Below are 13,765 nucleotides of genomic sequence, written 5' to 3'. Positions count from 1 at the left end.
TGCGGACCGAATCCAAAAACGGTCATTATGCACTGGATTTATACCATGCATAATGACCGTTAAACTAAGAAATTAACTCGCAAGAGCGTTCGGAATAGCCACTGTTCGCAGCTGTCTATCTTACTGGAATATACAATTCCACTTCAGAGTCCGGATGATCATATCCTAGGAAGCGATCATCATAAAGCTCGAAGTCCTCCCGCCAGTCTAATTCTTCTTTTGTGGTGAGAAACCATGTGCTCCAGATGTAGTCAAAGGTCTGAGGCAGCATCCGCAGAGTACCTCGGTGTGTAAAAACCGCATAGCGTCCCCCAGGGATTACCTTCTGTACAAAGGATTCGGTTAGTCCCTCAAAAGACGATACTTCCGTTCCCGCTACTTCGGTGAAAAGGATATCGTCATTCATGGTGTACAGCGTATTTTCTGCACATGCCTCGCAGATACCGAAGGATCTCCCGCCTGGGATTCGGTTGGGAATTAGTCTATATAGAGAATTAGCCCTATCCCATAGTTCTCGCAGACGGTTGTCTCGCAAGGTGGTTTCTCCCCGAATCCCCGCGACCTTGATCTCCGACAGTTCAACTATCCGCGGATGGACAGTCACATTACGGGCCAGATGATCCAACAATCCTGTATCCAAACGTTCCTTACCGCCGATGAAGATGTCCAGACGGTTTTGACGATAGCTCTGAGGACTGACCTTATAGATTGCTTTAAATGCACGGCTAAAAGCTTCCGGAGAATCAAAACCGTATTCAATCGCAATATCTATAATTTTAAGGTCGGTATAGAGAAGCTTCTTTGATGCGTCAGCCAAACGGCGCTTCTTGATGTAGCTGCCTATACTTTCACCCAGGATCGCTGTGAATTGTCGATTTAGATGATAATAAGAATATCCGGCAGCCTTTGCCACATCCTCGACCATGATATTGTATCCCAGATGGTTTTCAATGTATATAACCGCCTGCTCCAATGATTTTCGATAATTCACAGCAATCCTCCTTCCGATTTTAAGTCAGCGGCTGCCAATCGTAAGTGCCTGGTACCGCTTTCTCCAAATTGATCTCCACAGCTTGCATACCATCTTCTAATGGTTTGTTAATATCATAGGTATGCCAGCCATTTTCGGATCGGCCACCCCAGCAAAGGTTAATGATACCATCTGATGGCGAAATCACCATGCTCTTAGTGGTTCCGAAATACTCTTCAAAGTAATGACAGCATAGGCCTTCCGGATACTTAGCCAACAGCATTTCCTTGAGCTGTGCTTGCGTTATTTCGCTTTTATGTGCAATCTTTTTTTCGATAAATTCGTATCGTCTTGCTGAATGCGCCATCACCTGTGGTTCCATCGACTGAAGATCTGGAAAAAGTGCATGGTTTGTAGCATACAGCATCTGCTCTTGGGAATCTGGATTAATCTGCTTGACAGCAGTGCGGCCATCCATCGTTTCTACCAGAGCGGCATTGCCTGCCTTATCTAGCAGAAGCATGTTGAGGTTGTAGGCGATGGGCATGCCTTCCAGATATTCGAGTGATTCCATTACGTCCTTACAATTTTCCAGCAGAGCGCGGGTAACCGCCCAAAACTGGAGACCTTTAAACTTCGGTGATCGCATATATGGAAGAGCCCCTACCGGAAAGCCACAGGAACTCATCGTGACGGCGAGGCCGTGTTCGTTAAAGCCATCATCCCGTCCGAAGTGGAGTACGCTGGTACCCATATGCGAGTATTTTCCTGTCACGCTGGTTTTAATCAGACAGAAATCCTCAGCTTCGTGACTGAACTCATAGTTGCGGGCGAGCAGGGGTTTCCTCTCGGCAGTACGGCTTGGCAGCAGTGCAATATGACTGCACCGTGGTAGCAGATAGGTCATTCCGTAAAAAAACACCTGCTCAGGTTTTACCTTCAGCGCATCAGCAAAACCGCAAAGCTCTTCTGTGAGACCGGGACACCAGCGGTCAAAAAGTTTTGCCGCCTCCTCAGCCTGCTTTAGTCCAAAGTCCTCCATTCCGGCAGTATGTGTTGCTTGCAGCTGCGGAATTGCAGCGGTCAATTTTCCAAACTGATATCCAATTTCATAGCTTGTACCGACAAGTTCTGCGGTATAGGTTTGTATTTTTAGCATAGTATTGATTCCTCCTTGTATTCGTTTTCTTTAGTTTACCGAAACAATGGAGGGGCTGCATGATATTTTCTGCTGTTTTGCAATGTGTTTTCTGATAAACCATTATACCATAGTGGAGTTTGAAAACAAAGCAATACACTTACAGCATTAATAAAAGGTACATCTTCTTAACAGAAAATGTACCTTCATTATTGATCCTAAATTTTTACCAGGTGACCTTCCTATTTAATAAATATAGCTAAAATTCCTGAAACGAATCACCTGCGAGGCAGCGTATGAATCGCTCCGCCAATACAATCCTCAAGCGCTTCCCCTACGGATTCATTATAGGTAGGATGAGCCCTCATAGCTTTTAAAATCTGCTCTGCAGTAAGTTTATTGGTAATGGCAGTTCCCATCTCTCCAATCATATCCGTAGCTCTGGCGCACATCATCTGTGCTCCCAGCAATGCGCCCGATTCCTTATCTGTTACAACTTTAACAAAGCCTCTCTCTTCCTTTGTTATAAAGGATTTACAGTTGGCATGGGTTAAGGTTTTCCCGGTAACGGTCTCAATTCCTTTCCCTTTTGCTTCCTCTTCTGTTATACCGACACATGCAATTTCAGGATCCGTATAAACACACGACGGGATAACCGACAGATCAATGGACGGCTCTCTTCCGTTCATAAGTTCCACGGCACAGATGCCCTGGGAGCTTGCAGCGTGGGCCAGCTGGATGCCTCCGATCACGTCTCCGATCGCAAACACACCCGGCATACTTGTTTCAAAGTTTTCCTTTACCACAATCCTGCCCCGGTTCATTTCCAACAGGGTTCCTTCCTCCAGCAGTCCGTCCGTATTGGGTATGCGTCCGGTGGCAGAAAGCAGATATGGCGTCTTTATGACCTCAATCTTTTCTTTGTCTTTTGCCATCTCCCCATAGGTACAGATAAAATTCCTGCCCTCTTTTTCAATTTTCCGGACAAAGGCTCTGGTATGAATGTCAACGCCTCTCTTTTTCAAAATCAGCTTTAAATTCTGTGAGATTTCTTTATCCAGACCGGGCAGAAGTCTTTCTTCCGCCTCCAGCAAGGTGACCTTGGAGCCAAAGGAAGCGAATACGGTGGCAAACTCCACCCCAATGACTCCTCCGCCTATAATCATCAGGCTTTCCGGTACATGATCAAGCTGAAACAGCTCATCGCTGGTCATGACACCGGGAAGACGGATTCCTTCTATAGGCAAAATGGCTGGTTTCGACCCTGTTGCCAGCAGGATATGTTTCGCCTGAAGGAGTTCTTCCCCTTCCTCTGTCTTGACCCTGACCCTTCCATCCTTGGTCAGCGTTCCAGTCCCGTGTATCCGATCAATTTTATTTCCCTTAAGAAGCTGTTCCACACCCAGTCTGAGACTTTCGGAAGTTTCATTTTTATAGGACATCACTTTTCCATAATCACAGCTCACCTCTTTTGAGATGATTCCGAATCGCTCTCCTGTCAGGACCTCCTGATATAATTTGGCAGCATGCAGCATGGCCTTTGCAGGAACGCAGCCGCGGTTTAAGCAGGTACCGCCCACTTCCCGGTTTTCGATCACAGCCGTCTTCATTCCAAGCTTTGCAGCCTTAATCGCTGCTACATATCCTCCGGGCCCTGCACCAATAACAAGCAGATCATATCGTTCTTCCATCCTATCCCTCCCTGGTCTTTATAATTCTGCAGCAGCAAAAAACTCTTTTAAGTCTTTTATCATGGCCGACTGGGCCTGGGTTTCCGTAGGCACCTGATCCAGCTTATTGCAGATATCTTCATTCTCATATCTGCTTCCCTTTATATATCCGGGGATCCGGTCCATAAGATCCGGTTCCATGGAATCGGAAAACAACTGCAGATCCTGTATGATCCCGCTGTTTACCTGAATCTGCCAGATTACATTTCCCCAAACAAAACGCTTGGACAGTTCGTACTGAAAATCCATGTTGCGCCCGTACAGCCAATCCCAGGAAGAAAATTTCTTTCTTCCCTCAGACAATGCTTCCTGGTCTAAATCCTCCTGCCTGCAGAATACCGCCTTACGTCCATAAGTTTCCTCAAATGCTTCCAGAAGCTTTTCCTTTAGCATATCAACGGTTAAATCAGCCCGGTATTCCGATAGATTGGTTACTCTGGATCTGACGGAATCCACTCCTTTTAATGCCAGCTTATCCTTTGAAACCTGCAGGTATTTGGAAAGCTTCTCCATATCTGCATGAACCAGCAGGGTCCCATGATGATAGCATTTCTCCCCTCTGGTATAAAAGGCATTGCCGGAAAACTTCCTGTCTGATACGGTGATATCATTTCGTCCGGATTTTTCTGCATGTATTCCCAGTTTCCTGACCCCATTTAAAATGACCTCAAGCTGTTTATCCAAATTATAATGATTCTTATTAACAAGAAACGTAAAATTCAAATTGCCGAGGTCATGGAATACGGCGCCGCCTCCTGAAAGCCTTCTCACCAAGTGACCGCCATCCTGCTCCAGTTCCCGGATCCTGCATTCCTTCCATGGATTCTGGTTTTTACCGATTACAACGGTATTTTCATTCTGCCAAAGGTATAGGATACAGGTGTCCCGCCCTGCTGTTTCTAATAAATACTCCTCAATTGCAAGATTCAGATACGGGTCATGGCTGCTTCCGTCTATAAATTTAATTTCCTGTATCATCTTTATTTGTTTCCTTATCTGAGAAGTCGTACTTTAACTTTGGATTTCTGGCTGCTCTTACTTCATCAAGTCTGGTGACCGGTGTATGGATGGGTGCCTGATGAAGAGTTTCCGGATGAGTCATTGCAGTTTCATGGAGGCTGCGCAATACAGATATCACTTCATCCAAGGTTTCTTTTGACTCTGTTTCCGTAGGTTCTGCCATTAAAGCTTCTGGTACGATCAGTGGGAAATACATAGTCGGCGGATGGATCCCATGGTCCAAAAGTCCTTTTGCTATATCCATGGCTGATACACCGGTTTCTTTTTTAAGCCTTGCCAGGCTCATGACAAATTCATGCATGCAGGGTCCCTGGTATGCCATATCATATACATCCTTTAATTGCGCCATCATATAATTGGCGTTTAATACGGCATGCTTTGAGGCTTCCGGAACGCCTTCCTTTCCAAGCATAAATAAATATGTCATGGCTCTGACCACAATTAAAAAATTACCATAAAAGCTTTTCACCTGTCCAATGGTACTGGCAGGATGATGAAACGTATATCCCTTATCTTCCTCCACCATGCTGCCCGGTAAAAATTCAGCCAGTAGATCCTTGCAGCCAACTGGCCCGCTGCCCGGGCCTCCGCCGCCGTGAGGAGTAGAGAATGTCTTGTGAAGATTTAAATGGACCACATCAAATCCCATGTCACCTGGTCTAATCATGCCCATAACGGCGTTTAAGTTAGCTCCGTCATAGTAGTTAAGTCCTCCGGCTTCATGAACGATTTCTGTAATCTCCAGTATGTTTTTATCAAAAAGTCCTAATGTATTGGGATTGGTTAACATCAGTCCGGCCGTATCTTCCCCGACCGCTTTTTTTAATTCCTCCAAATCCACTCCCCCGTCTTTTGCAGACGGGATACTGATTACGGAATAGCCCACCATTGTCGCACTGGCAGGATTGGTTCCATGGGCGGAATCCGGTACTATGATCTTTGTTCTTTTTTTGTCGCCGCGGCTTTCGTGATATGCTTTTATCAGCAAAAGTCCGGTAAATTCCCCGTGAGCTCCTGCTGCCGGCTGAAAGGTCATACGGTTCATTCCAGTGATCTCACATAAGTACTTCTCTGCTGTCTTTAATACTTCCATGCAGCCCTGTACCGTATGCTCCGGCTGCAGCGGATGAATCTGCTTAAAGCCAGGAAGACCCGCTATGTCTTCATTGATCTTGGGATTATATTTCATGGTGCAGGAACCCAAAGGATAAAAGCCGTCATTGACACCATATGCCTTTTTTGCTGTTTCTGTATAATGCCTGCTTATATCATTTTCAGACACTTGGGGAAGGTTCAGGCTCTTTTTTCTAAGGCTGCCTTCTTCCGGCAGGCTCACCGGCACATCACATTCCGGCAGAATGCTCATCTTTCTTCCATCCTGTCCTTTTTCAAATATCAGCATAACCTTACACCTCCTTCAGAATGCCAATGACACGGTCAATGTCATCCTTTGCATTCATTTCCGTGCAGCACCATAAGATCTGTCCGGCTCTTTCACCGGTTAAGGGATAGCCCCCAAGAATTCCATGTTCTTCCAGAATCCCCAGCACCTGTTCCGCCGGGACCTTTGAAGTGGTCACAAATTCATGGAAAAATTCTCCGCAGTTTACAACCGGATACCCGATTGCTTCCAATTGCTTAGCCATATAATGGGCTTTTGACATACACTGTATGGCAGTCTGTTTCAGTCCTTCTGCTCCCATAGCAGATAAATAGACTGTCACTGCCAATGCACAAAGTGCCTGATTTGAGCAGATGTTGCTTAATGCTTTTTCTCTCCGGATATGCTGTTCCCTTGCCTGAAGGGTCAGGACATATCCTGTTTTTCCGTTGGAATCAACAGTTTCTCCGACGATCCTTCCCGGCAGCTTTCTGATCAGTTCTTTCGTACATGCCATGAAACCGATATATGGTCCGCCGAATGCCAACGGCAGTCCAAGGGGCTGCCCCTCTCCCACTGCAATATCAGCACCGTATTCCGCCGGCGTCTTAATGATTCCCAGGGAAATAGGATTCACGCCCATAATATAGCGTGAATTGGCTTCCCTTGCCATGTTGCCGATCTCTTCTGCCGGTTCCAGACTTCCGTAATAATTTGGATGCTGAATATAGACACATGCGGCCTGGCTATCCAGATGTTCTTTCAGAAAATCCAGATCTGTTATGCCGTCTTTCTCGGGAATAACCGTCAGTTCCATCCCATTTCCAAAACAATAGGTCTTTATGGTTTCCATCACCTGAGGATGAACCGCTGCAGAGACAAAGGCCCTGTTTTTCTTTCTGTCCCTGCACATAGCTACCGCTTCTGCCGCCGCTGACGCACCGTCATATACAGAGGCATTGGCAGTATCCATTCCGGTGAGCTCACAGATCATCGTCTGGTATTCAAATATGGATTGTAAGATACCCTGGCTGATTTCCGCCTGATATGGGGTATAAGCCGTGTACAGGGTTTCCTTGGATAATACGCTTTTCACAATGGATGGAATATAGTGTCTGTAAGCACCTGCCCCCCGGAACATGACAGGAAATACCGTATTCTTTGCTGCGATGTCTTCCATTTTCTTACATACTTCCATTTCAGACATTCCACCGGAAAGATTCAATCCTTCCTTTAAAATAACTTCCTGGGGAAGCTGCCCAAAAAGGTCTTCTACGCTATTAATACCGATCGCTGACAGCATTTCTTTTCTGTCTTGATCAGTTGCCGGTACAAATGAACCCATATGCAGATCTCCTTTATTCGATTTCATTTTTTACAAATTCTTCGTACTCCTCAGGACTTAAGAATTCTTCTTTATCCGTGATATCGGTTATCCTTGCAAACCAGGCTTCATAAGGAGCTTCGTTGATCTTTTCCGGTGCATCAAGAAGTTCTTCATTGATTTCCGATACAACTCCGGTTACCGGGCAATATACATCTGAAACAGCTTTTACAGATTCCACATCGGCAAATACGTCTCCGGCTGTCGTCTCGTCGTCTTCTTCCGGAAGATTGACGAAAACAAGTTCTCCCAATGACTGCTGGGCATGATCCGTAAGCCCGACCAAAGCTGTTGTTTCATCTTCAAACTTCACCCATTCATGTGTTTTAGTGTAAACCAGATCCCCTAATACTTTCATAATTAATTCTCCTTTTCCTTGTGGATTATTTTGATTTTTTATAAAATGGAAGGGTAACCACTTCCGCTTCTACTTCTCTTCCCCGGACGATTACCGTTACCTTTGTACCTGTTTTTGTATATTCTTTATCCAGGATAGCCATGGCTGCCGGATAGCCCAGATATGGGCAATGGGTTCCCGATGTTGTAAAACCTGCCTTCTTCCCGTCTGCAAGAACCTCTTCCTGTTCCCGGATGATTCCCCGTCCGGTTACCCTTAGGCCTACTCGTTTTCTTGTTAGAGAATCTTTATTCGGCAAATGGCTTTTTCCGATAAAGTCTTCCTTCTGCATCTTCACTGCAAACCCAAGACCGATTTCCACCGGATTTATATCATCGTTCATTTCATGTCCGTATAACGGCATGCCGGCCTCCAGCCTCAGAGTGTCTCTGGCCCCCAGCCCGCAGGGGATCAGTTCATATTCCCTGCCTGCTTCCATGAGCGTTTCCCACATTGTCTCAGCATATGCATTGTCTAAATAAAGCTCAAAACCATCCTCCCCTGTATAACCGGTTCTGGATACCATACATGAAATTCCGGCCACTTTTCCATCAAAAATTGCATAGTAGTATTTTTCAGGAATATCTGTGGTCAGTTTCATAAGTATTTCCTGTGATCTGGGACCCTGCAGGGCGATTTGTGTGATTTTATCAGAAATGTCTTCAAACACCACTTCTCCTAATTTATGTTCCAGCATCCACTGGTAATCCTTTTCTTTATTGGACGCATTAACAACGATAAAGTACTCCTCTTCTTTTTTCTTATAAACAATCAGATCATCCACCGTTCCCCCGTGCTCGTTGCACATGGGACTGTATCTTGCCTGTCCGATCTCCATATCGGTGAAATCATTGGTCAGCAGCCGATTAAGATTCATAAGCGCATCTTTCCCCTTACAGATGATCTCCCCCATGTGGGAAACATCAAAAAGCCCTGCCCTTGTTCTTACTGCCATATGCTCCTTTATGATCCCCTCTTCATACTGGATGGGAAGAAGATACCCGGCAAAAGGGACCAGCTTGCCGTGATACTTCAGATGCATTTCATAAAGCGGTGTTTTTAGTTCCATGTTTTAATCCTCCTTAAATAATTTATATGATAATATAGGAACATCATCCGTTTATATGCACAAAAAAAGGCAGAAAGAAATATTCCTATAGGATATTCCTGTCTGCCTCTGTCCTTTTACCTGAAAGATTAACTTCGTCGGTACATAAATGTTCTCCAGAGTTACGTCCGAATCCGATCCTTTTGCCTGAGAGTTTCTGCCTTCCCCTTCGGCGGCACAGGTTTGTGCTCTCTCTCTGATTCATCATCCGTTATTTATTATTGATATTATCAGAGTATTTTGGCACTGTCAATCATTTTTTACACAACCTTTTAGAATGATTCTGACAACTATGATGCTGACTTTCATATGCCTCCAAACGGCCTCCTGAATCATCTTTTTTGTTAAAATCATAACAAGGAAAATGGTATACTCGATGTTATTGCAGTACAGGCAAATGATTATAGACAGAATATAAATTAGAGGTATAATGTGTTATACTAGGATTAAAAGGAAAACCCCTTAAAGGAGGAAAAATAAGCATGCAGCTGCTTGAGATTGTTTTAATGCTTATTATTTATGATATCTATTATTTTAGCTATTTCAAACATATGTTTCCGGCAAAAAGAGACCATTTGTTTTTTTATGCGGCCGCAGTTTTCATCAATATCAGCATTACTTTACCGGCCTATCTGTTTCTGGACCATCGGATCGCAGTCTTTTTTATAATGGGTTCGATTATGTTAGGCTTGATTCTGCTGTTTCGTGTAAACCGGGTACAGATTATTTATGCCGGCAGCGTCTACATGTTTTCTATCTATAGCAGCAGAGGGATTGTCTGTTCGATCTATTCGATGGTGCTGCATACCAGCATCCAGGATGTCCTGCAGAATGATAAATATTATAATGCGGTAACAGCGTTAACCGTACTACTATCTATACTAAGCATCATGTTTGTCCGAAAGATAATTGTTCCGGATAACAAGGCCAGGCATGCATTTAATAACAATGAGCAGCTTGGTTTTACCGTCGTCTGCCTGATTAGCCAATTGTTTTTTCTTATGTTTATTAACGACGGACGCTTTTATAATGAAATCAAATCAACCTGGTATTCTGCTTTATATTTTGGAGCCAGCATTATAAGTAAGCTATGTATGCAATTTGTTTTTCACCACACTGCCAAGGTGGTAGAATTACTTGAATATGAGCTTCACACCCGCAAGCTGCAGGAACAGCTGTCCAGACAAATGCGGCATTATCAGGCGTACCGTAAGTTTACGGAAAGCTACCGCATATTCCGCCATGATTATAAGAACATGATGACTTCCGTTAAAGTCTTAATGAACAACAATGAATATGAGAAAGCGGCACGTATGTTAGATGATATCCAAGATACGATGCAAAGGGAGGTACTTATTCATAAAACTTATTCTGATAATATCCTGTTGGATGCCATCCTGCAGGACGCAGCCAATGCCTGCGGGGAAAAGAGCATCCGTTTTTCAGCACACGCACTTCTTCCTAAAGATGTACGGATGTCAGAGCTGGACATTGTCCGTATTTTTTCAAACACAATCGATAATGCCATAGAAGCCTGCAGTAAAATATCAGATAAAGAACGCTTTATTGAAATCGCAGGCGCCGGAAGCCGGGAGTGGGCAACAATTGAGATAGCTAATTCTTTTAACGGCGAACTGTCCCTATCAGGAGGCGAACCGGCAACTACAAAGGAAGATAAGGATATCCATGGATTTGGGCTGCGTATTATAAAGGATACGGTTGAAGGCCTTGGAGGTCTGGTAATAACGGATCCGGATCAGGAAAAAAGAATATTTAAAATCAGGATCTGTATTCCAAGAAGCTCATCTTGAGATATGACTTTGTAAATTTATGCCCGCGACAGCTGATGGTTTCCGAGAATATTTGGAATTTTTATTATTGTACATAAAACTGTCAGCAGCGGCGATTGCAGCCTCTACACTATCAAACATGGTAAAATCTACGATTCCATAACTAAAGGATAATGAGTGGCCGGTACCGTTCTTAGCCTTTGCTTTTAAGTCTTCCTGTATATTACTAATTACTGCATCAGCGTTCATAACATCGCATGCAAGCAGAATAAGAAATTCATCGCCACCCCACCGGCAAACCATATCCTCCTTGCGGATGCGCCTGGAAATGGCGCGGGCAACCGTGTTAATTGCCTCATCGCCTGCAGCATGCCCGTAAATGTCATTTATGGGCTTTAAGCCATCCAAATCAATAAAACATAATGACGCAGCAGGTTTCGTCACCTGAATCGCTCCATGCGTCTTATGCAGCATCTTGATGCCCCATTCGCGGTTAGATACGCCGGTCAGCGCATCCGTCGAAGCAAAATAGTGTAATTGTTCCTCATACTTTTTCCGCAAGGTAATATCGATCGCTACTTCAAAATGAGCCAAAGTACCGTCTACCCAGCGAATGACAGAATCTTTGACCCAGTACCAGTTACCGGTGATTGTATTCTGATGCTCATATTCTTTCACTCTCTTATCAGGAGCACAGCCGTTGTATTGAAGCTTGGGGATCGGGCAAAAAGGGCAAGGACCGTCCATACCCATTTGCAGCACCTCCCAGCATTTTCTGCCCAACAGTCCTTCCGATTTAACACCCAGTTGTTCGGTAAGGGTCCTGTTGACAAATTTAAGTTCAAAGGTTTCCATATCATTTACGTAGATGATAGAGTCAATATTGTCGCTGATCGTCTGCAGTACCTCGTGACTGCGGATAATCTCGGTTTCCTCGTTGCGCCTGATAATCAATGAGGATATGACACTGCCTACCCCTTTTAAAAACATCAACTCTTTGTAGCTCCATTGCCGTGTTTTAATGCAGTCGTCATAGCCGATAAATCCAATCGGCATATCCTGTTTGAATAACGGCAGTATGGCAAGTGCTTTGATTCCCTGCGGCTCCAGTATGGCCCTATCCTTTTCAGTAAGCGTACTTACATCATCGGAAACATACAGGCCAGAGGGGTCTACTATAATATCATAACTATAGTCATCTTTGCATAGGTTTTGTAAATCCTGTATCGCAGGTTCCACGCCCGGTGCGCACCACTCATAGGTATTGCGCGTGTAATTATTGAAAAGATCCTCAAAGATATATACACGGCTGACACCGATATATTCACCCACTCGGGAAAGGATCATCTGCACAGCCTGATTTATATCCGTGGAGTGGTAAGATGTATTCAAAACATAGGCTAAAATATCATTATATTCATTCGTTGAATCACAGTCTGATTCGTCATAATATATGTATATAATGATATATTTCGACTCTCCAAGGTTTGCAGTATTTGCGGCAATTTTAACGGGAATAACTCCCGCTTCAGGTGACATCAGTTTTAATGAGTACTGGCTAAGTGAGCCGGCATGTCCGAGGGTTTTCCGGATATTATCCTGATCCCCTTCATTCTGAAAACGCATTAATTGGCGGAGTGGAATATGCAAGGAGGAATCTGCGTCGTCAGGTTTTTCTAAAATAATTGACGGGTTAAGAAGTAGATATGCTTCCCGATTGGCAAAGGATACCATCATTTCATCTCCGTCCTCACACACTATGACAGGGATATTAATATCTTTATAGATATTTTCAAAAATAAACTTGTTCAACTTTAACTCCATTCCGCCGCTGTGCTTGCGGCACCATAAATCTGGAATAAGCCTTTATAGCATATCTTTAATTTAGCTTTAAATTTGATGCAAAAATAAATACATTTTATTATCAGTATATAATAACGAAAGCCAGCTTTGTCCTTTCATGTACTTAATTTGTTTTTTTATGTTCTGAATTTATATTTTGCCGCCTTTAAAAAGTTTTCGTAATAAAAAGGCGCTCAAACAGAACCAATATCCGTTCAAGCACCCCTTATATTTTGTAGAATTGTGTTTTACTTCTTTGCAGCTTTCTTCTATAAGCCGCCGTTACCATATTTGAGTACCTTATTCATAGTTTACCTCACAGACAGCTGGTAACATTAATTAAGATTATTTCATGGATAGTGCCTTATCAATTGCATCTTGAATGATTTGATGACAGCACTTACCCAGTGGATTATTCTTCTGGCACTGTGCAGCGTTCATTGCTCCGGTGAGCTTTAAAACCTCCTCCATACTATCAGCACCATCTGCCAGAACAGCATGTATGACTTGTTCCTCTGTAACTTGACTACAGTAACATGCATATTTAGGATCTGCATCTTTCTTATACCATATTGGTACTTTTATTTGCTGTTTATTGAATCCAATGTTAGATTCTTTGTTGTAATAAGTAATATCACAGTCCTCACTCAGGCATAAAAAATAATCCTTATCACCGATCAGCTCCGTTAATTCGTCAAGTATCAAATGCTTTACTGTGATGTTTTTAACAAGGGCACCATCTTTTCCGCATACCGGACACAAGTGATTTGTTTCCGTATTACAGGTATTCTTTTCCGAATAACAGCAGCTTAGAGTTTTCTCTCCCATGATATATATTTCTCTCCTAATTCATATTCTATTTTATTTTCTTTTCTCCCAACACCGATGTTAAAGATTTCCGGCCTTCTAATTTCCATACGCTGCCGCTTTTCCGCTATTAATGTACGGCATTAACTTTTATACCACACATTGTACCATTTATTTTGATAAAAGTGTATTTATTAA

11 protein-coding genes and 1 riboswitch are annotated in these 13,765 nt (G+C 43.6%); of the genes, 1 reads left to right on the top strand and 10 read right to left on the bottom strand.

The window, feature by feature from the left end:
* Positions 1 to 115 precede the first annotated feature (115 nt).
* The 8 genes from BMX69_RS04300 to gcvT all read right to left on the bottom strand — a co-directional run bounded on the left by BMX69_RS04300 (position 116) and on the right by gcvT (position 9,089).
* Complete coding sequence (locus BMX69_RS04300) at positions 116 to 991, bottom strand: AraC family transcriptional regulator (protein ID WP_054789502.1); 876 nt, start codon at positions 989 to 991, stop codon at positions 116 to 118.
* A 19-nt stretch (positions 992 to 1,010) separates the two neighbouring features.
* Positions 1,011 to 2,129: a C45 family autoproteolytic acyltransferase/hydolase gene (locus BMX69_RS04295; protein WP_054789501.1), complete on the bottom strand. Its 1,119-nt coding sequence runs from the start codon at positions 2,127 to 2,129 to the stop codon at positions 1,011 to 1,013.
* Between the two features lie 257 nt (positions 2,130 to 2,386).
* A complete protein-coding gene (gene lpdA / locus BMX69_RS04290) occupies positions 2,387 to 3,799 on the bottom strand; it encodes a dihydrolipoyl dehydrogenase (protein ID WP_054789500.1) in 1,413 nt (470 codons plus the stop codon).
* Between the two features lie 18 nt (positions 3,800 to 3,817).
* On the bottom strand, positions 3,818 to 4,816 hold the full coding sequence (locus BMX69_RS04285) for a lipoate--protein ligase (protein WP_100041656.1): 999 nt from the start codon (positions 4,814 to 4,816) through the stop codon (positions 3,818 to 3,820).
* The gene (gcvPB, locus tag BMX69_RS04280; protein WP_100041655.1) at positions 4,800 to 6,260 is read right to left on the bottom strand and encodes an aminomethyl-transferring glycine dehydrogenase subunit GcvPB; all 1,461 of its coding nucleotides are present in this window, start codon (positions 6,258 to 6,260) and stop codon (positions 4,800 to 4,802) included. The genes BMX69_RS04285 and gcvPB overlap by 17 nt, the downstream gene beginning before the upstream one ends.
* A gap of 4 nt (positions 6,261 to 6,264) precedes the next feature.
* A complete protein-coding gene (gene gcvPA / locus BMX69_RS04275) occupies positions 6,265 to 7,584 on the bottom strand; it encodes an aminomethyl-transferring glycine dehydrogenase subunit GcvPA (RefSeq protein ID WP_054789499.1) in 1,320 nt (439 codons plus the stop codon).
* A 13-nt stretch (positions 7,585 to 7,597) separates the two neighbouring features.
* Positions 7,598 to 7,981, bottom strand: a complete 384-nt coding sequence (gene gcvH / locus BMX69_RS04270) for a glycine cleavage system protein GcvH (RefSeq protein WP_054789498.1) — start codon at positions 7,979 to 7,981, stop codon at positions 7,598 to 7,600.
* A 25-nt stretch (positions 7,982 to 8,006) separates the two neighbouring features.
* Positions 8,007 to 9,089: a glycine cleavage system aminomethyltransferase GcvT gene (gcvT, locus tag BMX69_RS04265; RefSeq protein WP_100041654.1), complete on the bottom strand. Its 1,083-nt coding sequence runs from the start codon at positions 9,087 to 9,089 to the stop codon at positions 8,007 to 8,009.
* Between the two features lie 164 nt (positions 9,090 to 9,253).
* Positions 9,254 to 9,336, bottom strand: a riboswitch (glycine riboswitch).
* Between the two features lie 274 nt (positions 9,337 to 9,610).
* Here gcvT and BMX69_RS04260 point away from each other — a divergent pair.
* Positions 9,611 to 10,939, top strand: a complete 1,329-nt coding sequence (locus BMX69_RS04260; protein ID WP_100041653.1) for a sensor histidine kinase — start codon at positions 9,611 to 9,613, stop codon at positions 10,937 to 10,939.
* On the opposite strand, the gene BMX69_RS04255 is transcribed toward BMX69_RS04260, so the two are convergent.
* A complete protein-coding gene (locus tag BMX69_RS04255; protein WP_160117906.1) occupies positions 10,931 to 12,730 on the bottom strand; it encodes a diguanylate cyclase in 1,800 nt (599 codons plus the stop codon). The genes BMX69_RS04260 and BMX69_RS04255 overlap by 9 nt on opposite strands.
* A 375-nt stretch (positions 12,731 to 13,105) precedes the next feature.
* Positions 13,106 to 13,588: a Csac_0668 family 2Fe-2S cluster-binding (seleno)protein gene (locus tag BMX69_RS04250; protein WP_100041652.1), complete on the bottom strand. Its 483-nt coding sequence runs from the start codon at positions 13,586 to 13,588 to the stop codon at positions 13,106 to 13,108.
* Positions 13,589 to 13,765: the final 177 nt, after the last annotated feature.

It is taken from the genome of Lacrimispora sphenoides JCM 1415 (assembly GCF_900105615.1).
GTDB classification, from domain to species: domain Bacteria; phylum Bacillota; class Clostridia; order Lachnospirales; family Lachnospiraceae; genus Lacrimispora; species Lacrimispora sphenoides.
This window is presented reverse-complemented; position numbering and strand designations above follow the sequence as displayed.